Here is a 20,746-nt window from a genome sequence, read left to right as displayed (position 1 = left end):
ACATACGTTGCGTCGGCATATGCCTAGCTTCGGACGCGGAGGTGATGCTCGATGCACGAGCAGAACAACACACAGCCACCGCACCAGTCGGCGGCACAGCAGGACGCGATCGACGTCAACGACTTCGTGTTCGCGGCGACGGGAGCACGGGTACGGAGGCTGACGTTGCCGGACGGGGAGCACTGGTTCCCGGCCGTAGACGTCGCCACCGAACTCGGCTACGCGAACACCCGAGATGCCCTGCGTCACGGTGTTGCACAACAACACACAACATCCCTGGACGATCTTGCACGAAGCGTCGACACGATCGACGCTTCGTGCAACATTGCAGGTCACAGGCTCAAGAAGTCCATGAAGATGGTGAATCTTCGCGGGCTCATCCAGCTCGTCAACGGCTGCACCAAGCCCGAGTCCCAGCCCTTCAAGACCTGGGTCTCCGAAGTCATCGCCACCATCCAGCGCGACGGCTCCTACTCCCTGGAACCGGCCCCGCTGCAACCCGCCCCCACCGGCGGCACGGCGTACCTGATGCCCGAGCAGGTCGCCGACGCGATCGTGCGGCTCGAAGTGAGGAACATCCAGGCCGACGAAGTGATGGCGGCTTCCCAGAGGCAGCAGACCGCTCTCCTGGAAGAGATCAGCCGCAGCCAGCAGACGATCGCCCGCAGCCAGAACGCGATCGCCGAGGCCCTTCAGGACATCGCGCTGGCCCTCAGGCACCGCCCCGCGGAACCGGAATTGACGCCCCAGCGGCTCCTGGCCACCTGGAAGGCGAAGAACCTCGTCTTCACCGAGGACGTCCATGCGGTGGCGGCCTACCTGGCCCCCGCGCTCGTTCGGGGCGAGGCCGGTTACCGCCTGGAAGAGATCGCCACGCGTACGGGCCTCCCCCTCAACCGCGTCCACGACTGCCTCCGCACGCTGCTCAAGCGCGGCTGCATGCGGCAGACCGGGTGCGCTCCGGACGGAGCACCCGTCTACGTGCTGCCGTAGCGAAGTGGCATGAGGAAGGCCCGAAGTCGCAAAAAGAAGTTGCGGCTTCGGGCCTTCGCCATACCGTACCGAATCTCGGCGGGCTAGATGCCCTCCTCCGTCATCCCGTGGACCGCGGGAATCGTCCCCAGCCGCCCCTTCTGGAAGTCCTCGAACGCCTGCATCAGCTCGTCCTTGGTGTTCATGACGAACGGGCCGTAGTGGGCCATCGGCTCACGGATCGGCTGCCCGCCCAGCAGGACGACCTCCAGGTCCGGCGTGTGGGAGTCCTGCTTCTCGTCGGCGCGGACCGTGAGCGAGGACCCGGCCCCGAAGACCGCCGTCTGGCCGAGGCGGATCGGACGGCGCTCCGCGCCCACCGCACCCTTGCCCGCCAGCACGTACGCCAGCCCGTTGAAGTCCTCGCGCCACGGCAGGGTGATCTCCGCGCCCGGTGCGAGCGTCGCGTGGATCATCGTGATCGGCGTGTGGGTGACACCGGGACCGGCGTGACCGTCCAGCTCGCCGGCGATCACCCGAAGGAGTGCACCGCCGTCCGGCGTCGTCAGGAGCTGCACGTGCCCGCCACGGATGTCCTGGTAGCGCGGCGTCATCATCTTGTCCTTGGCCGGCAGGTTCACCCACAACTGGAGGCCGTGGAAGAGACCGCCGGACATGACCAGCGACTCCGGCGGCGCCTCGATGTGCAGGAGACCCGAGCCTGCCGTCATCCACTGGGTGTCGCCGTTGGTGATGGTGCCGCCGCCGCCCTGGCTGTCCTGGTGGTCGAAGATGCCGTCGATGATGTACGTGACGGTCTCGAAGCCGCGGTGCGGGTGCCAGGGCGTGCCCTTCGGCTCGCCCGGCGCGTAGTCCACCTCACCCATCTGGTCCATCATGATGAACGGGTCGAGGTGTCGGTAGTCGATCCCGGCGAACGCACGGCGCACCGGGAAGCCCTCACCCTCGAAACCGCTGGGCGCGGTGGCGACGGCGAGCACGGGACGTGCCACCGCGTCCGCCTGTGCGGCGACGCGCGGCAGGGTCAGCGGGTTCTCGACGGTCACTGCGGGCATGTCCGTACCTCCTTGGGCGACGTGCGATCCATTTTAGTTGAGCATTGAACTTTCTGCTACCCGAAACGACAAAAGCCCGGAGGACATTCCCTCCGGGCCGCACCGCCCCGATCAGCAAAACGCTCAGCAGACGCTCAGCAGGCACTCACTGGATGCCCAGCAGGCGCCAGGCAGACGCTCAGCCGTACATCCGCCGCATCGCGAAATCGACCATCTGCTCGACGGCCTTCGCGTCGAACACCATCCGGTGTTCACCCTCCATGTCAAGGACGAAGCCGTAGCCCGTGGGCAACAGGTCGATCACCTCGGAGCCGGTGATCACGAAGTACTTGGACTCCTTGCCCGCGTACCGGCGCAGTTCCTTGAGCGAGGTGAACATCGGGATCACCGGCTGCTGGGTGTTGTGCAGGGCGAGGAAACCGGGGTTGTCGCCCCGCGGGCAGTAGACCTTGGAGGTCGCGAAGACCTGCTGGAAGTCCTCGGCGGCGAGCTGCCCGGTGGTGAAGGCACGCACCGCGTCCGCGAAAGAGGGCGGCGACGGCTCCGGATAGAGCGGCGGCTGCTGCCCGTACCCGCCGTGGCCGCCGGGCATCTGCTGCTGCGGCGGGGCGTACTGCTGCTGTGCAGCACCGCCGTCCATGGGCTGGCCGTATCCGTACATGGGCGCAAGCGTACCGAGGCACGCCGGAAGGAGAAGGGCCGGGCAATTTATCTAACGGTCGCTATGAAATGCTGCTACGGTATTTCACTATCGGTCGCTACACATTTCGGCCGCAGCATCCCGCCCACCCACACCCGGGGAACCCACATGCCGCCTTCTCCTCCCACCCCCACTCCCGCCCCCTCCCCTTCTCCGTCCCCCTACGCCCGCACCGTGCGCGGATCCGGGCCGGGCCTGTTGCTGGCGCATGGCGCCGGGGGGTCCGTCGAGGCCAACTTCGGGCCGGTGATGGACGTGCTGGCGGCCGGTCACACGGTCGTCGGCGTCGACTACCCCGGCACGGGCGGCACGCCACGCGCCACGCACCCGCTCGAACTGGACACGCTGGTGGACGAGTTGGTGGCCGCCGCCGACGCGGAGGGGCTGGAGCGGTTCGCCGTCTGCGGGTACTCGATGGGCGGACCGGTGGCGATACGACTGGCCGTACGGCATCCCGGGCGGGTGACCGCGCTGGCCCTGACCGCCCCCTTCGCGCACGCCGACGCGGAGCTGCGGCTGACCGCCCAGGTGTGGGAGGCGCTGTGCGCGGCGGGCGACCCCGACACCCTCGGCCGGTTCGTGCTGGCGCACGCCCTGAGTCCGGCCGCGCTCGACGCGCCGACACCGCGGGAACTGGACGCGGCGGCGAACGTCACCGGCCGGACGGTCCCCGAAGGCACCGTGGACCACGTGGACCTGGTGATGAGGACCGACGTCCGCGCCGACCTGGCCGCGATCACCGCCCCGACGCTGGTGATCTCGACGGTGGAGGACCGGTTCGTCCCGCCCCGGCTGCACCGGGCCACGGCCGCCGGGATCCCGGGGGCGCGGCTGACGGAGATGCCGGGCGGCCACCTGCCCTTCACCGAGCACCCGGCACGCTGGGCGGCCCTGCTGACCGAGGCCGTCAAGTAGACCCTTCTCACACTTGGCCGAGTAGGGGTTGCGACTTATTACCGACGGGTAGCATCATCGTAAGCACTTGCTACTTGTGGGTACGTGAGCCGGCGTGAGGATCCAGGTCCCTCGCCGATCTCACGTCGCTCTCTTCTCTCTCTTCTCTACGGAGCCGTCGCCATGGGGCACTACAAGTCGAATCTCCGCGACATCGAGTTCAACCTCTTCGAGGTGCTCGGGCGCGACAAGCTGTACGGCACCGGCCCGTTCGAGGAGATGGACACCGAGACCGCGAAGAGCATCCTCGAGGAGCTGACCCGCCTCTCGGAGAACGAGCTGGCGGAGTCCTTCGCGGACGCCGACCGCAACCCCCCGGTCTTCGACCCGGAGACCAACACCGCCCCGGTCCCCGCCTCCTTCAAGAAGAGCTACCAGGCCTTCATGGACTCCGAGTACTGGCGGCTCGGCCTGCCCGAGGAGATCGGCGGCACCACCGCCCCGCCGTCGCTGATCTGGGCGTACGCGGAGCTGGTCCTCGGCGCGAACCCGGCCGTGTGGATGTACTCCTCGGGCCCGGCCTTCGCCGGCATCCTCTTCGACGAGGGCAACGACGTCCAGAAGAAGATGGCGCAGCTCGCCGTGGACCGCCAGTGGGGCTCCACGATGGTCCTCACCGAGCCCGACGCGGGTTCCGACGTGGGCGCAGGCCGCACCAAGGCGGTCCAGCAGGAGGACGGCTCCTGGCACATCGAGGGCGTCAAGCGCTTCATCACGTCCGGTGAGCACGACATGTCGGAGAACATCCTCCACTACGTGCTGGCCCGTCCCGAGGGCGCCGGTCCCGGCACCAAGGGCCTGTCCCTCTTCCTCGTCCCGAAGTTCCTCTTCGACGTCGAGACCGGCGAGCTGGGCGAGCGCAACGGCGCCTACGCCACGAACGTCGAGCACAAGATGGGCCTGAAGGCGTCCAACACCTGCGAGATGACGTTCGGCGACCGGCACCCCGCCAAGGGCTGGCTGATCGGCGACAAGCACGACGGCATCCGCCAGATGTTCCGCATCATCGAGTTCGCCCGCATGATGGTCGGCACGAAGGCGATCTCCACGCTCTCCACCGGCTACCTGAACGCGCTGGAGTACGCCAAGGAGCGCGTCCAGGGCTCCGACCTCGCCGAGTTCGGCGACAAGGCCGCGCCCAAGGTCACCATCACGCACCACCCGGACGTCCGCCGCTCGCTGATCACGCAGAAGGCGTACGCGGAGGGCATGCGCGCCCTCGTCCTGCACACGGCCTCCGTCCAGGACGCGATCGCGGTCAAGGAAGCGGCCGGCGAGGACGCCAAGACCGAGCACGCGCTCAACGACCTGCTCCTGCCGATCGTCAAGGGCTACGGCTCCGAGAAGGGCTACGAGCAGCTCGCCCAGTCGCTGCAGACCTTCGGCGGCTCCGGCTTCCTCCAGGAGTACCCGATCGAGCAGTACATCCGCGACGCCAAGATCGACACCCTGTACGAGGGCACGACCGCGATCCAGGGCCAGGACTTCTTCTTCCGGAAGATCGTCCGCAACCAGGGCGCGGCGCTGAACTCCCTCGCCGAGGACATCAAGAAGTTCCTCGAACTGGGCACGGGCGGCGAGGAGCTGGCGGGCGCCCGCGAGCACCTGGCCAAGGCCGCCGTCGAGCTGGAGGCCATCGTCGGCCTGATGCTGACCGACCTCGCGGCCACCGAGCAGGACGTCAAGAACATCTACAAGGTGGGCCTCAACACCACCCGCCTGCTGCTCGCCTCCGGCGACGTGATCGTCGGCTACCTGCTCCTCAAGGGCGCCGCGATCGCCGCCGAGAAGCTGGAGTCGGCGGCCACCAAGGCGGTGTCCGCCAAGGACGTGGCGTTCTACACCGGCAAGATCGCGGCGGCGAAGTTCTTCGCGGCGAACGTCCTGCCGGGCGTCACCCTGGCCCGCAAGATCGCCGCAGGCGTCGAGCTGGACCTGATGGAACTGGACGAGGCCGCCTTCTAGTCCGCGCCTTCCAGTCCCCGCGTTCCAGGACTCATCCGGACAACAACGGAGCACTCCCGACAACCCCGGAGCACTCCAGCACCGCACTCCACACGGTCCTCACGAGGGCCCACTCCCAACGCCGGGAGCGGGCCCTCGTACGTCGTTAAGGTGAACCCCATGAGCGAACCCTCCCGCTTCGACCGCGGCCACACCGACGACCTCCTGACGTTCCTCACGGCGAGTCCGTCGCCGTACCACGCCGTGGCGAACGCGGCGGAGCGGCTGGAGAAGGCCGGTTTCCGGCAGGTCTCGGAGACGGACGCCTGGGAGGGGACGAGCGGCGGCAAGTACGTGTTGCGCGGGGGCGCGATCGTGGCCTGGTACGTCCCCGAGGGCGCCGCGCCGCACACGCCGTTCCGGATCGTCGGCGCGCACACCGACTCCCCGAACCTGCGCGTGAAGCCGCGGCCCGACACCGGCGGGCACGGCTGGCGCCAGGTGGCCGTGGAGATCTACGGCGGTCCGCTGCTCAACTCCTGGCTCGACCGCGATCTGGGCCTGGCGGGCCGGCTGACGCTGCGGGACGGTTCGACGCGCCTGGTCGACGTCGGCCGCCCGCTGCTGCGCGTGCCCCAACTCGCCATCCACCTCGACCGGTCGGTCAACACCGACGGCCTCAAGCTCGACAAGCAGCGCCACCTCCAGCCCATCTGGGGCCTGGGCAACGACCTGCGCGACGGCGACCTCATCGCCTTCCTGGAGGAGGAGTCCGGGCTCGCCGCGGGCCAGGTCACCGGCTGGGACCTGATGGTGCACTCCGTCGAACCGCCCGCCTACCTGGGCCGGGACCAGGAGCTGGTGGCCGGCCCGCGGATGGACAACCTGCTGTCCGTGCACGCCGGTACGGCGGCGCTGGCGGCCGTGGCGACGGGCGGCGAGGGGCTGCCGTACATCCCGGTGCTGGCCGCCTTCGACCACGAGGAGAACGGCTCGCAGTCGGACACCGGCGCGGACGGACCGCTGCTGGGCAGCGTCCTGGAGCGCTCGGTGTTCGCGCGCGGCGGCTCGTACGAGGACCGGGCGAGAGCCTTCGCGGGCACCGTCTGCCTGTCCTCCGACACCGGGCACGCCGTCCACCCCAACTACGCGGAGCGGCACGACCCGACGCACCACCCGCGGGTCAACGGCGGGCCGATCCTCAAGGTCAACGTCAACAACCGCTACGCCACGGACGGTACGGGCCAGGCGCTGTTCGCCGCCGCCTGCGAGAAGGCGGACGTCCCGTTCCAGACCTTCGTCTCCAACAACTCCATGCCGTGCGGCACCACCATCGGCCCGATCACCGCGGCCCGGCACGGCATCCGCACCGTCGACATCGGCGTGGCCATCCTGTCGATGCACAGCGCGCGGGAGTTGTGCGGCGACGCCGACCCGTATCTGCTGGCCAACGCGCTGGTGGCGTTCCTGGAGGGATAGGGCCCGCGGTGGCCGGGCGACCGGCGGGGCATGGGAGTTGGGCGTCCGGGTACCCGGGTTCGGTGGTGAACCGGATCGGCCGGTCCGCCACCGGACTGGAGGCGACACCATGGGCCTGGGCGGATGCATCATCCTCATCGCCGTGGGAGCCATCCTCACGTTCGCGACCGACTGGGACATGCAGGGCGTCAACCTGGACCTGGTCGGCGTGATCCTGATGATCGTCGGGCTGATCGGCGTGACGACGTTCAGCAGCATCGCCCGGCGCCGGCGCGTGCTCGTGCCGCCGGCCTCGACGACCGTCATCGAGGAGGACCGGCACCACCGGCACGGGGACGGCTAGCCAAAGGCTCCCTGGGCTACTTGGACCACTGGCACCGCTGGCTCTACTGACACCACTGCCGCTACTGGGGATCCATCCCCGCCAGGACCAGCGGCAGCCGGTCCGCCCCGCCCTCGGTGAGGCGGACCGGAACGCCCCAGTCCTGCTGGTGGACGTGACAGGCGGGGTACTCGATGTCCGGGTCGTCGTCGCACGAGGCGGCCATGGCGGAGACGTGCAGGACGCCCTCCGGTATCTCCGGATCGAGCTCCAGCGTGCGGAAGAGGTCGGTGCCCGCGCCCGCGCCCCCGAGGAGCAGCTCGGCCGGGGTCGCGGAGACCAGCAGCCGCGTCGACGGGCCGTACCGGATGTCCAGCTTCTGACCGGCCGGGGCCTGGAAGATCACGTCCAACCGCAGTGTCCCCGGCGCGACTTCGGTGGCGGCACGCCGCGTGCGGTGGGCGACGGCCGCCACCCGGACCGCCTCCTCCGGCAGCCGCAGCCGGGTCAGCCGGTGCCGGGCCGACTCGACGACCACGATGTCCTCGCCGACGAGAACGGCGTCGCTGGGCTCCCGCAGGTCCGTCGCCAGGGTGGTGACCTCACCCGTCCGCGGGTCGTAGCGGCGCAGCGCGTGGTTGTAGGTGTCGCAGACGGCGACCGAGCCGTCCGGCAGGACGGTGACGCCCAGGGGGTGCTGGAGCAGGGCCTGACCGGCCGCGCCGTCCCGGTGCCCGAAGTCGAACAGGCCGGTGCCGACGGCGGTGTGGACGGCCCCTTCCCGGTCGACCCAGCGCAGCGCGGACGTCTCGGAGTCGGCGAGCCAGAGCCGCTCCCCGTCGGGCGTCGCCGCGAGCCCCGACGGCTGGGCGAACCAGGCCTCGGCGCCCGGCCCGTCGACGAGCCCCTCGTTGGTCGTGCCGGCCGCGACGCCCACGGTGCCCTCGACCGGGTCGTACGCCCACAGTTGGTGGACACCGGCCATGGCGATCCACACCCGGCCGCCGAAGAGCGCCACGTCCCACGGCGAGGAGAGGTCGATGTCGCGGGCGGGGCCGGAGGTCGGCGACCCCTGCCACCACTGCTTCCCGGTGCCTGCCAGGGTCGTCACCTCACCGGAGCCGAGGTCGAGGCGGCGCAGCGCGTGGTTGACGGTGTCGGCGACGACCACGGCCGAGTCGTCGTCGAGCAGCGCGAGCCCCTGCGGCTCGTTGAACGAGGCCGTCTCCGCCACACCGTCGGCGAACCCCCGCACTCCGGACCCGATCCGCCGTACGACCGTCTCCCCGTCCCCCGCCAGCTCCACGAGCTGATGCCGGGTGGTGTCGCTGACCAGAAAGGTCCCGCCGGGCAGGACGAGGGCCTTGCCCGGGAAGCGCAGGGCGGTCGGCTCGGGCTCCGGCGCCACATACGGGCCGTCGCCGCGCCGCAGGGTGCCCTTCGCGGCGTGCTCGGCCTCCAGCTCCGCCACGAGCCGCTCGATGGCGTGCACATGCCCCTCACCGGCGTGCTGTGCGACGACGTACCCCTCCGGGTCGATCACGACGAGCGTCGGCCACGCGCGCACCGCGTACTGCTTCCAGGTGCCGAGCTCGGGGTCGTCCAGCACCGGATGCTCCACCCCGTACCGCTCCACGGCGTCCACGACCGCCTGGTGCTCGGCCTCGTGCACGAACTTCGGCGAGTGCACCCCAATGATGACGACCGTGTCCCGGTGCTTCTCCTCCAGCTCTCGCAGCTCGTCGAGCACATGCAGGCAGTTGATGCAGCAGAACGTCCAGAAATCCAGGACGACGATCCGTCCTCGCAGGTCGGCGAGGGTGTACTGCTGACCGCCCGTGTTCAGCCAGCCGCCCTTGCCGATCAGCTCGGGGGCGCGGACACGGACGCGGCGAGGAGTGGAATCGCTCATGCCTCCAGGGTGCCACCCGCCACTGACAGTCACCCCAGCGGATGTCCCGTCGTGACGTCCACATGCGCCGGGAGCTCCTCGTGGCGGTCGCCGACCGTCGAGGTGCCGGACGGGTTGAGGACGAGGATGTCGGTGCGGACGGGGGCGGACGGCCTGTGTTCGGTGCCGCGCGGGACCGTGAAGACGCTGCCCTTGGGCAGGACGACCGTGCGCTCCCCGGCCGGTTCGCGCAGCCCGATGTGCAGCTCCCCCTCAAGGACGAGGAAGAACTCGTCCGCGTGGTCGTGGACGTGCCAGATGTACTCGCCCTCGACATGCGTGACGCGGACGTCGTGGTCGTTGACGGTCGTGACGATGCGCGGGCTCCACTGCTCGGCGAAGGTGGCGAGCGCGGCAGGCAGAGAAACGGGGTGGGAAGCGGGCTGGGCTGCGGGTTCGTTGGTCATGTCCTCATCGTGGGGTGGGCCGCGCGGCCGTACGAGTGCTAGGAATCGCACATGCCGCAAGATTCCTCGCAGCGCGGCGGGCCGCCGCACCGGGTCGCCGTGATCGTCGACGAGGGCACCAACCCCTTCGAGGTCGGTGTCGCCACCGAGCTGTTCGGCCTGCCCCGGCCCGAACTCGGGCTGCCCGGGCCGCTGTACGAGGTCGTCCTGTGCGCGCCCGCGCGCGAGGTGCGCATGAACCACGGCTTCTTCACCCTGACCGGCATGCGCGGCCTGGACGCCGTGGACACGGCGGACACCCTCGTCGTACCGGGCCGCCCCGACGTCGTCGTACCGCGCGGCGAGGCCGTCCTGGACGCCATCCGGCGCACCCACGCGCGCGGGGCACGCGTCATGAGCTTCTGCACCGGCACCTTCGCGCTCGCCGAGGCCGGTCTGCTCGACGGCCGCCGGGCCACCACGCACTGGATGTGGGCCGACCACTTCCACAGGCTGCACCCGAAGGTGCGGCTCGAACCGGACGTCCTCTTCCTCGACGAGGGCGGCATCCTGACCGCCGCGGGCAGCGCCGCCGCGCTCGACCTCGGCCTGTACGTCGTACGGCGCGACCACGGCGCGGAGATCGCCAACGCGGTGTCCCGCCGGCTGGTGTTCGCCGCTCACCGGGACGGCGGACAGCGGCAGTTCGTGGAGCGCCCGCTGCCGGACGTGCCCGACGAGTCCCTGGCGCCCCTGCTGGCCTGGGCCCGGGCGCGGCTGGGGGAGCCGCTGACGGTGGCGGCGCTGGCGGCCCGCGCGGCCGTCTCCCCCGCCACGCTGCACCGGCGGTTCCGGGCCCAGCTCGGCACGACCCCGCTCGCGTGGCTCACGGGGGAGCGGGTGGCGCTCGCCTGCCGGCTGATCGAGCGCGGCGAGGAGCGGCTCGACGTGGTGGCGGCCAGGAGCGGGCTGGGGACCGCCGCCAACCTACGCGCGCGCGTGCGGCGCGAGACCGGGCTCAGCCCATCGGCCTACCGGCGGCGTTTCGGACCGGCGTCCGGGGAACCGCTAGGACATGAGATTCCTCGTGCGCGACCGGCTCCTCGGCTTCGGTGACGACTACTGGATCGAGGACGACCGGGGCTCCAGGGTGTACCTCGTCGACGGCAAGGCGATGCGGCTGCGGGACACGTTCGAGCTGAAGGACGCCCAGGGGCGGGTTCTGATCGACATCCGCCAGAAGATGTTCGCCCTGCGGGACACGATGGTGATCGAACGGTCCGGTGAGCCGCTCGCGACGATCCGCCGCAAACGGCTCTCCCTGCTGCGCAACCACTACCGGGTGGCCCTGGCGGACGGCCGTACCGAACTCGACGTCAGCGGCAAGATCCTCGACCGGGAGTTCGCGGTCGAGTACGACGGCGAACTGCTCGCCGTCATCTCCCGGCGCCGACTGCACGTACGGGAGACCTACGGCGTCGACGTCGTCCGCGAGGACGCCGACCCGGCGCTGCTGATCGCGGTGGCCGTCTGCGTCATCCACCTCGCCGACAAGGAACGGGAGGACGACTGAGCGGGACCGAGCAGGACTGACAAGGGCTGGGCAGGGCTGATAAGGGCTCAGGAGGGGCCGGAGAGCCGGCGCTAGCGGATCGGGGCGTGCAGGCCCAGCATCCGGTCCTTGAGGGCCGGGAACTGCTCGCGGGTCGTGGCGACGCGGGACGGGTCGAACTCGACCGTCAGGATCTCCTCGCCCGACCCCGCCTCCGCCAGCACCTCGCCCCACGGATCTACCACGATCGAGTGACCCGCCTGCGGAACTCCGGCGTGCGTCCCGGCCGTTCCACATGCGAGCACGAACGCCTGGTTCTCGACCGCCCGCGCCTGAGCCAGCAGCGTCCAGTGCGCCCGGCGGCGCTCCGGCCAGCCTGCGGGGATCACGAAGGTCTCGGCGCCGGCGTCGACGAGACCGCGGAACAGCTCGGGGAAACGGAGGTCGTAACAGGTGGCGAAGCCGACGGTGGTCTCGGGGAGACGGGCCGTCACCAGTTCCTGGCCCGCGCCCATCAGCACGGCCTCGCCCTTGTCGAAGCCGAAGCGATGGATCTTGCGGTAGGAGGCGACCAGCTCACCGGAGGGGGAGAAGACGAGAGACGTGTTGTAGAGAGCGCCCCGTGGGTCCCGTTCCGGGATCGAGCCCGCGTGCAGCCACACGCCCGCGTCGCTCGCGGCCTTGGCCATCGCCTCGTACGTCGGCCCCTCCAGGGGCTCGGCCTCGCTGCCGAACAGCTCGTAGGCGAACGCCCCGGTCGTCCACAGCTCCGGCAGCACCACCAGGTCGGCGGCACCGGCCTGTTCCCGTACCAGCGCGGCGACCCGCACCCGCCGCGATTCGACCGATTCGCTGTCTTCTACGGCGATCTGGATCACAGAGGCGCGCACACTACCACCGTCCTGGCATTCGAGTCGTCCACACAGGCCTACGATCGTCACACGAAAGCACTGCCGGGGTGCCTCACAGCAGCGTAGCTTGGGGTTCCCCCCAGCCTCGAGCGCAGCCGAGAACTGGGGACGTTCCAAGACACCCGCCGACAGCAGCCACCTCCCGCTGGCAACGCCGCCACAGCCCACCCGAAGTACCGACCGCCGAGGGGTCCCGTTTCCGTGAGTCTGCATCCCACCCTCCAGCCCTACGCCGACGCCTGGACCCACTCCATCGAAGCGATATCCGAGCTCGTGCAGCCCCTGGTCGAGGCGGACTGGAACCGCAGGACGCCCTGCCCGGGCTGGTCGGTGCGCGACGTCGTGTCGCACGTCATCGGGCTGGACTGCGAGATGTACGGCGACCCGCGGCCCATCCACTCCCTCCCGCGCGACCTGTTCCACGTCACCAACGACCTCCAGCGCTACATGGAGATGCAGGTCGACGTCCGCCGTCACCACACGTCGCCGGAGATGACGTCCGAGCTGGAGTACACGGTCATCCGCCGCAACCGCCAACTGCGCAACGAGTCGCGGCAGCCCACCGCGATGGTGCGCGGTCCGCTCAGCACCACGCTCACGCTCGAGGAGTCCATGCGCCTGCACGCGTTCAACGTGTGGGTGCACGAGCAGGACCTGCGCGCCGCCCTCGGCCGCCCCGGCAACCTCGACTCCCCCGGCGCGCACATCGCCCGTGACGAGCTGCTCGCCGAGCTCCCGGCGGTCGTCGCCGAGAAGGCCGACGCCCCGCGCAGCTCCGCGGTCGTCTTCGACGTGCACGGCCCGATCGAGTTCCTGCGCACGATCCGCGTCGACATGGCCGGCCGCGGCACCCTGGAGACGGCCCCCGCGCTCGGCCCCGCCGCCGCCTTCGCCCTCGACTGGGAGACGTACGTCCGGCTGGCCTGCGGCCGGGTGACGGCGGAGGCGGTCGCGGACCGCGTGAAGGCGGAGGGCGAACCGGAGCTGACGGCGGCGATCCTGCGCAACTTCGCGGTCACCAAGTAGAACGGGCCCGTCGTGTGGATCACGACGGGCCCGTTCCTCAGGCACTACAGGTACTACAGGTACTACAGGCACTCAGGTACTACAGGTTGACGCGCGAACGTCAGCCGAGCTTCGAACGTCAGCCGAGCTTGGCGAAGCCGTAGTTCAGCAGCTTCGTCGCGTCGGCGGAGCGCACCGTCGCGTTGGTGGAGGCCAGCACCGTGCCCACGACGGTCTTGGTGCCGCGGGTGGCGGCGAAGACGAGGCAGTACTTCGCCTCCGGGCCGGAGCCCGTCTTCACGCCGATGGCGCCGCTGTAGCTGCTCAGCAGCGTGTTGGTGTTGGTCCAGGCACCCATGGTGCGGATGGAACCGGTCTTGGTGATGGTCTTGGCGGTGTACGACTTCGTCTTGACGATCGCCCGGAAGTTGGCGCTCTTCAGCGAGTTGCTGGCGAGCTTCGTCAGGTCCTTGGCCGTCGAGTAGTTCGCGCCGTTGCCGATGCCGTCGAACGAGTCGAACTTGGTGTTCGTCATGCCGAGCGTCTTGGCCTTGGCGTTCATCTTGGCGATGAAGCTCTTCACGCGCGCGGCCTGCGTCGTGCCCGTGCCGAACTTGTCGGCCAGGGCGAACGCGGCGTCACAGCCGGACGGCAGCATCAGCCCGTAGAGAAGCTGACGCACGGTGACCTTGTCGCCGACGATCAGCCGGGCGGACGACGCGTTGTTCTTGACGATGTAGTCGCTGTACGCCTTCACGATGGTGACCTTGGCGTCAAGGTTGAGGTTGGCCTGCGACAGCACCACGTTCGCCGTCATGACCTTGGTGGTGGAACCGGTGGACAGCTTGGTGTCCATGCCCTTGTTGTACAGGGCGGCACCGTTCGCGTTGTTCATCACGTAGCCGGTCTTGGCGGCGATCGTGGGCGTCGTGACGGCTTGTGCGGGTGCCGCGGTGAGGGCTCCGGTCGCGAGCACTGCGCCGACGGTGACGGCGACGGATGCGGCCCTGCGGACTCGAATGCCCTTGGTGGCGGTTATCAACTGAAATACCCCGATTACGTCGAATGCCCCTGCGATGCGGCCGAGTTGGAGGGGGAAAGAAAAAAGGGGCCGCACGTGTGTGACACGTAAGTAGCACAGAAAGTTGTGCGCTTGCTGGACCGAATTTCCGATTACTTGGGAATGCCCTTACCTGCCGCTGGCATCTGCCCCAGTCACCGGCCCCGCACGACACCGCCACCGGCCTCGCGCACCACGTCCGACGGTCCCGAAATATGGACCCGCCCCCCGATGCGTACGCGTTGTATCTATCCTGTGGACATGCCATCGTCCGCCCCGCCCGCCCCCGCTACCGCCGCCCCCACCGCCACCCCCTCGCCGGCCCCCGCCCCCGTCAAGCAGCCGCCCGCCGCCGACCGCGTGTACGCCCACGTCAAACAGGGCGTCCTGGACCGCCGCTACGAGGGCGGCACCCTCCTCACCGAGGGGGAACTCGCCGAGGCCGTGGGGGTCTCGCGCACACCGGTACGGGAGGCGCTGCTGCGCCTGGAGGTGGAGGGGCTGATCAAGCTCTACCCGAAGAAGGGCGCCATGGTCCTGCCGGTCTCCGCTCAGGAGATCGCGGACGTCGTGGAGACCCGCCTGCTGGTCGAGGAGCACGCGGCGCGCAAGGCCGTCCCCGCGCCCCCCGGTCTCATCGCCCGCCTGGAGGAACTGCTCGCACAGCAGAAGGAGCAGGCGGCGGCCGGCGATCTGGCGGCGGCCGCGGTGACGGACCGCTGCTTCCACGCGGAGATCGTCCGCAGCGGCGGCAACGCGATCCTGTCCCGGCTGTACGACCAACTCCGCGACCGGCAACTGCGGATGGGCGTCGCCGTCATGCACTCCCACCCCGACCGGATCGCCAAGACGCTCACCGAGCACGAGGAGATCCTCCACGCGCTGCGCTCCGGCGACGCGGAGGCGGCCGTCGAGATCGTGCACCGGCACGTCGGCTGGTTCTCGCACCTGGCGCGCGGTGAGGTCCGATGAGCGCCGGCTCGCGCCGCGTGAACTCCACCCTTCCGGGTGACCCGCCGGGCGGCCGGCGCGCGATGGCCGTCTGGGGGATCGGCGTCTCGGTCTACTTCGTCGCGGTCATCTTCCGTACGTCGCTGGGGGTGGCCGGCCTCGACGCCGCCGCCCGCTTCCAGGTGAACGCCTCGGCCCTGTCCACCTTCTCGATCCTCCAGCTCCTGGTCTACGCGGGCATGCAGATACCGGTGGGCCTGCTGGTCGACCGGCTCGGCACCAAGAAGGTGCTGACCATCGGCATCGTGCTGTTCACGGCCGGCCAGCTCGGCTTCGCCTTCTCCCCGTCCTACGGCACCGCCCTCGCCTCCCGCGCGCTGCTCGGCTGCGGCGACGCGATGACGTTCATCAGCGTGCTGCGGCTGGGCACCAAGTGGTTCCCGGCGCGGCGCGGGCCGATGGTCGCCCAGATGGCGGGCCTGGCCGGCATGGCGGGCAACCTGATCTCGACGCTCGTCCTGGCCCGCCTGCTGCACAGCGTCGGCTGGACGGCCGCCTTCGCGGGCAGCGCGGTGGCCGGAGCGGTGGTCCTGGTCCTCGTCCTGCTCTTCCTGAAGGACCACCCCGAGGGTCACGAGCCCGCGCCGTTCCCGCACCAGGGCGCGGCATACGTCCGCCGTCAGATCGCCGCGTCCTGGCGCGAGCCGGGGACCCGGCTGGGCCTGTGGGTGCACTTCACCACCCAGTTCCCGGCGATGGTGTTCCTGCTCCTGTGGGGCCTGCCGTTCCTGGTGCAGGCCCAGGGCCTGTCGCGGGCGACGGCCGGCGAGCTTCTCACCCTGGTGGTGCTGTCCAACATGGTCGTGGGCCTGGTCTACGGCCAGATCGTCGCCCGCCACCACGGGGCGCGGCTGCCGCTGGCCCTCGGCACGGTGGGCGCGACGGCCCTGATGTGGGCGGCCACGCTGGCCTACCCCGGCGAGCCGGCACCGATGTGGCTGCTCGTGACGCTCTGCGCCGTGCTGGGCGCGTGCGGCCCCGCCTCCATGCTCGGCTTCGACTTCGCCCGCCCCGCCAACCCGCCCGAGCGTCAAGGCACCGCCTCCGGAATCACCAACATGGGCGGTTTCGTGGCGTCCATGACGACGCTCTTCGCGGTCGGCGTCCTGCTCGACGCCACCGGCGACGACTACACGATCGCCTTCTCCTGCGTCTTCGTCCTCCAGGCGCTCGGCGTCAGCCAGATCCTGCGCCTGCGCAAGCGGGCGGCCCGCCGCGAACGCGAGCGGCTGGTGGCGAGCCGGGTGGAAACGGTGCACGTACCGGCGTAACGAAACCCGGTTGTACGGTCACCCGTTCGGCGTCTAGCGTCACCTCACATCGACGTGTAGCTCAGTAGCCAGAGCGCCGGACTTCGGATCCGGAGGGCGCAGGGGCGGAACCTGCCACGTCGGCTCATCGGCGTGCAGCTCAGCAGCAGAGCACCGGGCTCTCCACCCGGAGGGCGCGGGGGCAGCACCCGCCATGCCGGCTATGAACGACGACACTGACCAGCAGCATCCCGCCCAGGCGAACCCGGGCTACGCCTCCGGCCAACTGGCCGCGGCGCTCCGGACCGCGCTCACCCACGACGACCCCGACACCCGCCACCGGGCCGCGCAACGGCAGCATGCCTGGCGGTCCGTGCTGGCCGGCATGGCGAACGGGCTGCTCGCCATCGGCTCCCGCACCCCCGTCAAGGGACTGCCCGCGTGGGTCACCCCCGAGGTGCTCCGCGGCGGCTTCGCCACCGGCGAACCGAGCGCCGGCGGCCCCCTGACGGCGTACGAGACCGAGGCCGCGCGCCGCGCCGGAGTACCGCAGGACCGACGGGCGCTGTTCGCGCACTGGCTGTCCGAGGCCGGGCTCGCGCAGCTCTACGACCTCCTCGACAGCGGACGGTACGAGGTCACCGTCCCCGAGGAGGCCGCCCTGCTCACCGTGGCCTGGCTGGCCCGGGCCGGCGAGACGGACGCGGCGCTCGCGCTCGTCGAGGAACTCGCGCCGTTCGCGGGGCGACTGCGGTTCGCGCCGCGCCCGACGACCCACCCGGCGCCCGACGCCGACGCGGTGCACCGGCGAACCGTCGCCGAGGCCGGCGACACCCTCGTACGACGACGCGTCAACCAGGCCGTGGAGACACAGCGGGAGGCCCTGGCCGTCTGGCAGCCCTTCGGCGACGAACTCCTCGCCCACTGGCTGAAGACCGCCGACCAGACAATCGACGAGGCCCCCGACAAGACCGGCGGCGGTGAACTGCCGGAGCGATCGGCCCTGGTGTGGACGCGCGTCCCCGACCCTGCCTGGCACGAGCGCAGTGCCGAACTGCTGCTCCGCTACCGCGACCTGGCCCGCCGTCACACCCTCTGCACCAAGCACCGCAAGCCGAAGGAGAACCTCGCGATCCTGCGCGGAGCACTGGAGGAGACCGTCGCCGGGCGGGAGTTGGACGCGCGCAGGCTCGGACTGCTGCGGCACGCCGTCGCGTCCATGGTGCGGCGACGCGGGCTGCCCGGCTCGGCGGAACTTCAGGCGCTGCGCCGCGAGCAGGCCGCCCAGGCCGCGCTGCCCTCGCACCACGCGCTGGCCCAACTGGTGCTGGGCCGACTGACCGGACTCGAGCAGGACACCGGCGTGGCCGAGATCGCCCCGCTGCTCGCCCCGGTGAGCGAGGACGAAGCCCTGGTCACCGGGCTGCCCGTGGGCGCGGCGGTCCCGGCCGGGGTCCGCCGCCCCGTCGAGGCCGCGCTGAGCGCGCCCCTCGGCACGCTGGTGGAGCGCGGGGTCGTGCCCTCGGCGGAGGTGCTGGCCGAACTCGTACCGCAACTCGTCGCCGTCACCACCGCGCAGGCCTACCCCGACCCGGCCCTGCGCACACTGGCGGCAGCCCACCACCGGGCGTTCGCCGGCCGCCGTTCGCTGCTCCTGCTCAACCTCCAGCGCCAGGTACGGGCGGAGGAACTGCCGTGGGTACGGGCCGTGGCCGGACAGCGGATCACCGGCGCGGCGGGCGAGGCAGGTGAGGCCGGCGAGGTGTCGGCGCTCGCGCTGCGCCACCTGGGCGAACTGGCCGTGCAGGCCTTCCCCGGCACCCTCCTGCCCAACCCCCTGATCCGCGAACTGTCCGTCCTGGCCCGCCAGGCCGAGCTGGGCGCGCCCATGGTCGAGGAGCTGGCCGCGGACATCTTCATGGGCACGTTCACCCCGAAGTTCCTCGTCGCGGCCCGGATCGCGGCCGAACTCCTGGGCGGCGGCTCCCTCTACGAGCGCTACTACGGCATCGACTACCGGGCCGTCCGCAACCTGGCGATCGTCGAGACCGGCGAGGCCCTGGCGCGGTCGTACGGAGCCCGAACCTCGCCCGGGTTCGCGAAGCTGTGCGCCGAGCGGGCCGGCACCGCCGCGTCCCGGTGGGGGCACGGCTACGGGTCACCCGCCGCGAACGGCACGGTGATCGAGCAGGCGCAGATCCTCACCACGCACAACCTGGCCACGCTGGTCCACCGCGTCGGCATCGCCCCGGCCGCGGGCTGGGCGGAACTGGCCCGCCGCTGCTTCGTCACCGTGTGCCGGCTGACCACCCGCCTGCACGCAAACCCGCGCCCGCTGAGCACGATCAAGGACGTGGCCTACGCCTGGCGGCACCTGCTGTTCCACCTGTCCCTGTGCACCCCCGCCGAGCGGGCCCGCACCCTGGCCTGGCTGCCCGAGGAACTCACCCGCCACCCCGCCCACGTGGCAGCCCGCCTGATCCCCGCCCTGACCGGACTCCACCAGGTCGCCGACGGCGGCCGCCCGGACGAGGGCACCGGCCGACTCCTCACCGGCTGGACGACGGACGACCACTGGCTACGAGCGGAACCGGCCGCGGCAACCGCCTGAAGCCTCCCGCTGGCCGCCGGTTACCGGTCATCGGTCCGGAAGGGGGCCGCGCTCCCCGCGCGGGGGGGGTGCGCGGCCCCACTCGGGGGTGCGGCCCCTTCCAACCGACCGTTAACCCCAGGTGATCAGCTTCTTCGGCTGTTCCAGGATCGCCGCCATATCCGCCAGCACCTTCGAGCCCAGCTCCCCGTCCACCAGGCGGTGGTCGAAGCTCAGCGCCAGCGTCGTCACCTGACGGGGCTTCACCTTGCCCTTGTGGACCCACGGCTGGAGCTTGATCGCGCCGACCGCGAGGATCGCGGACTCGCCGGGGTTCAGGATCGGCGTGCCGGTGTCGACGCCGAAGACGCCGACGTTGGTGATGGTCACCGTGCCGCCCTGCATCGCGGCGGGCGAGGTCTTGCCGTCGCGCGCCGTCGAAACCAGCTCGCCCAGCGACTGCGCCAACTGCGGCAGCGTCTTGGCGTGCGCGTCCTTGATGTTCGGGACGAGGAGACCCCGGGGGGTCGCGGCCGCGATGCCCAGGTTGACGTAGTGCTTGACCACGATCTCCTGCGCCGCCTCGTCCCAGGACGCGTTGATCTCCGGGTTGCGCTTGATCGCGACCAGCAGGGCCTTGGCGATCAGGAGCAGCGGGTTGACCCGCAGGCCCTGCATGTCCTTGTCCTGCTTGAGCTCCTCGACGAGCTTCAGCGTGCGCGTCACGTCGAACGTCACGAACTCCGTGACATGCGGCGCGGTGAACGCCGAGCCGACCATCGCCGCCGCCGTCGCCTTGCGCACCCCCTTGACCGGCACCCGGGTCTCCCGGACCTCACCGACCAAGTCGTACGACGCCACGGGCGCCGCCGCGGGTACGGACACGGGAGCCGGCGCGACCGGAGTCTGCGTCACCGGAGCCGCCGGGGTCACCGCCGCGTGGACGTCCTCGCGGGTGATGACGCCGTCCGGGCCGGACGGGACCACCGTGGTGAGGTCGACGCCGAGATCCTTGGCCAGCTTGCGCACCGGCGGCTTGGCCAGGGGGCGGTCCTTCACGGCGGGCGCGGTCCCATGGCCGTTCAGGTCGGTGCGGATGGTGTCCGGGACCTGCGGGAGCGTGATCTCCGGGCCCCTGCGCGCCCGGCGCTTGGTGGAGGACGCGGCCACGCCGTACCCGACGAGGACCGGCTGACGGCCCGCGCCCACCGGCTTCGCCGCCTCCGGCTTCACCGGCTCGGCCTTCTTCTCGGGGGCGGCCGGCGCCTGCGCGGGCACCTCGGCGACCGGGGCGGCCCCCGGCCCGCCCGCGCCGCCCGCCACGTCCACCGCGATGATCGACGTGCCCACGTCGACCGTGGCGCCCTCGGGGAAGTGCAGCGCGTGGACCACCCCGTCGTAGGGGATGGGCAGTTCGACGGCGGCCTTGGCCGTCTCGACCTCGCACACCACCTGGCCGTCCGTCACCGTGTCACCGGGCTGGACGTACCACTTGAGGATCTCCGCCTCGGTGAGCCCCTCGCCCACGTCGGGCATCTTGAACTCGCGTACGGACGCTTCCGTCATCGTCGTCACGACCCTCT

At 70.8% G+C, this 20,746-nt stretch carries 18 protein-coding genes and 2 tRNA genes; 13 read left to right on the top strand and 7 right to left on the bottom strand.

From position 1 onward, the window contains the following. Nucleotides 1-51 precede the first annotated feature (51 nt). Nucleotides 52-993, top strand: coding sequence for a BRO-N domain-containing protein (locus tag BMZ82_RS29720; RefSeq protein WP_093780490.1), 942 nt, complete (start codon nucleotides 52-54; stop codon nucleotides 991-993). Between the two features lie 83 nt (nucleotides 994-1,076). Here the strand turns inward: BMZ82_RS29720 and BMZ82_RS29715 are convergent, their stop codons facing one another. Beyond that, the gene (locus tag BMZ82_RS29715) at nucleotides 1,077-2,048 is read right to left on the bottom strand and encodes a pirin family protein (protein WP_093780489.1); all 972 of its coding nucleotides are present in this window, start codon (nucleotides 2,046-2,048) and stop codon (nucleotides 1,077-1,079) included. A gap of 178 nt (nucleotides 2,049-2,226) precedes the next feature. After that, on the bottom strand, nucleotides 2,227-2,709 hold the full coding sequence (locus tag BMZ82_RS29710; RefSeq protein WP_093780488.1) for an SseB family protein: 483 nt from the start codon (nucleotides 2,707-2,709) through the stop codon (nucleotides 2,227-2,229). A gap of 213 nt (nucleotides 2,710-2,922) precedes the next feature. On the opposite strand from BMZ82_RS29710, the gene BMZ82_RS29705 reads away from it, so the two are divergent. The 4 genes from BMZ82_RS29705 (at nucleotide 2,923) to BMZ82_RS29690 (ending at nucleotide 7,468) form a co-directional block, all read left to right on the top strand. Beyond that, nucleotides 2,923-3,663 carry an alpha/beta fold hydrolase gene (locus BMZ82_RS29705; protein WP_371271323.1) on the top strand — a complete coding sequence of 247 codons (741 nt, stop codon included), beginning with the start codon at nucleotides 2,923-2,925 and terminating at the stop codon, nucleotides 3,661-3,663. Nucleotides 3,664-3,825: 162 nt separating this feature from the next. After that, on the top strand, nucleotides 3,826-5,667 hold the full coding sequence (locus BMZ82_RS29700) for an acyl-CoA dehydrogenase (RefSeq protein ID WP_093780486.1): 1,842 nt from the start codon (nucleotides 3,826-3,828) through the stop codon (nucleotides 5,665-5,667). A gap of 159 nt (nucleotides 5,668-5,826) precedes the next feature. Next, nucleotides 5,827-7,125 carry a M18 family aminopeptidase gene (locus BMZ82_RS29695; RefSeq protein WP_093780485.1) on the top strand — a complete coding sequence of 433 codons (1,299 nt, stop codon included), beginning with the start codon at nucleotides 5,827-5,829 and terminating at the stop codon, nucleotides 7,123-7,125. A gap of 109 nt (nucleotides 7,126-7,234) precedes the next feature. Then, entirely contained in the window at nucleotides 7,235-7,468 is a 234-nt protein-coding gene (locus tag BMZ82_RS29690) for a DUF6458 family protein (protein WP_093780484.1), read from the top strand. Between the two features lie 61 nt (nucleotides 7,469-7,529). Here the strand turns inward: BMZ82_RS29690 and BMZ82_RS29685 are convergent, their stop codons facing one another. Together BMZ82_RS29685 and BMZ82_RS29680 are read right to left on the bottom strand one after the other, a co-directional pair. Continuing rightward, nucleotides 7,530-9,359: an NHL domain-containing thioredoxin family protein gene (locus tag BMZ82_RS29685; RefSeq protein WP_093780483.1), complete on the bottom strand. Its 1,830-nt coding sequence runs from the start codon at nucleotides 9,357-9,359 to the stop codon at nucleotides 7,530-7,532. 29 nt (nucleotides 9,360-9,388) lie between these two features. After that, on the bottom strand, nucleotides 9,389-9,805 hold the full coding sequence (locus BMZ82_RS29680) for a cupin domain-containing protein (RefSeq protein WP_093780482.1): 417 nt from the start codon (nucleotides 9,803-9,805) through the stop codon (nucleotides 9,389-9,391). A gap of 51 nt (nucleotides 9,806-9,856) precedes the next feature. Here BMZ82_RS29680 and BMZ82_RS29675 point away from each other — a divergent pair, with 51 nt between their 5' ends. Together BMZ82_RS29675 and BMZ82_RS29670 are read left to right on the top strand one after the other, a co-directional pair. Further along, nucleotides 9,857-10,900: a helix-turn-helix domain-containing protein gene (locus tag BMZ82_RS29675; RefSeq protein ID WP_093780481.1), complete on the top strand. Its 1,044-nt coding sequence runs from the start codon at nucleotides 9,857-9,859 to the stop codon at nucleotides 10,898-10,900. Further along, complete coding sequence (locus BMZ82_RS29670; RefSeq protein ID WP_093780480.1) at nucleotides 10,860-11,357, top strand: LURP-one-related/scramblase family protein; 498 nt, start codon at nucleotides 10,860-10,862, stop codon at nucleotides 11,355-11,357. Before BMZ82_RS29675 ends, BMZ82_RS29670 begins: the two co-directional genes overlap by 41 nt. 71 nt (nucleotides 11,358-11,428) lie before the next feature. Here the strand turns inward: BMZ82_RS29670 and BMZ82_RS29665 are convergent, their stop codons facing one another. Further along, nucleotides 11,429-12,226 (bottom strand): carbon-nitrogen family hydrolase, encoded by a 798-nt coding sequence (locus BMZ82_RS29665; RefSeq protein WP_093780479.1) that lies wholly within the window; start codon nucleotides 12,224-12,226, stop codon nucleotides 11,429-11,431. 222 nt (nucleotides 12,227-12,448) lie between these two features. Between BMZ82_RS29665 and BMZ82_RS29660 the strand changes: the two genes are divergently transcribed. Further along, nucleotides 12,449-13,273 carry a maleylpyruvate isomerase family mycothiol-dependent enzyme gene (locus BMZ82_RS29660; RefSeq protein WP_093780478.1) on the top strand — a complete coding sequence of 275 codons (825 nt, stop codon included), beginning with the start codon at nucleotides 12,449-12,451 and terminating at the stop codon, nucleotides 13,271-13,273. A gap of 118 nt (nucleotides 13,274-13,391) precedes the next feature. Here the strand turns inward: BMZ82_RS29660 and BMZ82_RS29655 are convergent, their stop codons facing one another. After that, on the bottom strand, nucleotides 13,392-14,294 hold the full coding sequence (locus tag BMZ82_RS29655; RefSeq protein ID WP_093780477.1) for a D-alanyl-D-alanine carboxypeptidase family protein: 903 nt from the start codon (nucleotides 14,292-14,294) through the stop codon (nucleotides 13,392-13,394). Between the two features lie 279 nt (nucleotides 14,295-14,573). Between BMZ82_RS29655 and BMZ82_RS29650 the strand changes: the two genes are divergently transcribed. The 5 genes from BMZ82_RS29650 to BMZ82_RS29635 all read left to right on the top strand — a co-directional run bounded on the left by BMZ82_RS29650 (nucleotide 14,574) and on the right by BMZ82_RS29635 (nucleotide 19,184). Then, nucleotides 14,574-15,284, top strand: coding sequence for a GntR family transcriptional regulator (locus BMZ82_RS29650; protein WP_093780501.1), 711 nt, complete (start codon nucleotides 14,574-14,576; stop codon nucleotides 15,282-15,284). A 62-nt stretch (nucleotides 15,285-15,346) separates the two neighbouring features. After that, a complete protein-coding gene (locus BMZ82_RS29645; protein WP_093780502.1) occupies nucleotides 15,347-16,594 on the top strand; it encodes an MFS transporter in 1,248 nt (415 codons plus the stop codon). A gap of 50 nt (nucleotides 16,595-16,644) precedes the next feature. Then, a tRNA-Arg gene (locus tag BMZ82_RS29640) sits at nucleotides 16,645-16,717 on the top strand. Nucleotides 16,718-16,722: 5 nt separating this feature from the next. Continuing rightward, nucleotides 16,723-16,794 (top strand) — tRNA-Glu (locus BMZ82_RS40960). 2 nt (nucleotides 16,795-16,796) lie between these two features. Continuing rightward, on the top strand, nucleotides 16,797-19,184 hold the full coding sequence (locus BMZ82_RS29635; RefSeq protein ID WP_093780476.1) for a hypothetical protein: 2,388 nt from the start codon (nucleotides 16,797-16,799) through the stop codon (nucleotides 19,182-19,184). Nucleotides 19,185-19,295: 111 nt separating this feature from the next. Here BMZ82_RS29635 and BMZ82_RS29630 read toward each other — a convergent pair whose 3' ends face one another. After that, on the bottom strand, nucleotides 19,296-20,738 hold the full coding sequence (locus tag BMZ82_RS29630) for a dihydrolipoamide acetyltransferase family protein (RefSeq protein WP_093780475.1): 1,443 nt from the start codon (nucleotides 20,736-20,738) through the stop codon (nucleotides 19,296-19,298). Nucleotides 20,739-20,746 lie beyond the last annotated feature (8 nt).

Origin of the sequence: Streptomyces sp. yr375 (genome assembly GCF_900110755.1) — a bacterium.
Lineage (GTDB): Bacteria > Actinomycetota > Actinomycetes > Streptomycetales > Streptomycetaceae > Streptomyces.
The sequence above is the reverse complement of the archived record's forward strand: the minus strand, read 5'-3'. Positions and strand labels throughout refer to the sequence as shown.

Bases quoted from the DNA above. Each gene is read 5' to 3' on its own strand.
- BMZ82_RS29645 (WP_093780502.1), top strand. From the start codon at position 15,347: ATGGCCGTCTGGGGGATCGGCGTCTCGGTCTACTTCGTCGCGGTCATC.
- BMZ82_RS29685 (WP_093780483.1), bottom strand. From the start codon at position 9,359: ATGAGCGATTCCACTCCTCGCCGCGTCCGTGTCCGCGCCCCCGAGCTG.
- BMZ82_RS29650 (WP_093780501.1), top strand. From the start codon at position 14,574: ATGCCATCGTCCGCCCCGCCCGCCCCCGCTACCGCCGCCCCCACCGCC.
- BMZ82_RS29670 (WP_093780480.1), top strand. From the start codon at position 10,860: ATGAGATTCCTCGTGCGCGACCGGCTCCTCGGCTTCGGTGACGACTAC.
- BMZ82_RS29715 (WP_093780489.1), bottom strand. From the start codon at position 2,048: ATGCCCGCAGTGACCGTCGAGAACCCGCTGACCCTGCCGCGCGTCGCC.
- BMZ82_RS29700 (WP_093780486.1), top strand. From the start codon at position 3,826: ATGGGGCACTACAAGTCGAATCTCCGCGACATCGAGTTCAACCTCTTC.
- BMZ82_RS29695 (WP_093780485.1), top strand. From the start codon at position 5,827: ATGAGCGAACCCTCCCGCTTCGACCGCGGCCACACCGACGACCTCCTG.
- BMZ82_RS29680 (WP_093780482.1), bottom strand. From the start codon at position 9,805: ATGACCAACGAACCCGCAGCCCAGCCCGCTTCCCACCCCGTTTCTCTG.
- BMZ82_RS29710 (WP_093780488.1), bottom strand. From the start codon at position 2,709: ATGTACGGATACGGCCAGCCCATGGACGGCGGTGCTGCACAGCAGCAG.
- BMZ82_RS29635 (WP_093780476.1), top strand. From the start codon at position 16,797: ATGAACGACGACACTGACCAGCAGCATCCCGCCCAGGCGAACCCGGGC.
- BMZ82_RS29720 (WP_093780490.1), top strand. From the start codon at position 52: ATGCACGAGCAGAACAACACACAGCCACCGCACCAGTCGGCGGCACAG.
- BMZ82_RS29675 (WP_093780481.1), top strand. From the start codon at position 9,857: ATGCCGCAAGATTCCTCGCAGCGCGGCGGGCCGCCGCACCGGGTCGCC.
- BMZ82_RS29690 (WP_093780484.1), top strand. From the start codon at position 7,235: ATGGGCCTGGGCGGATGCATCATCCTCATCGCCGTGGGAGCCATCCTC.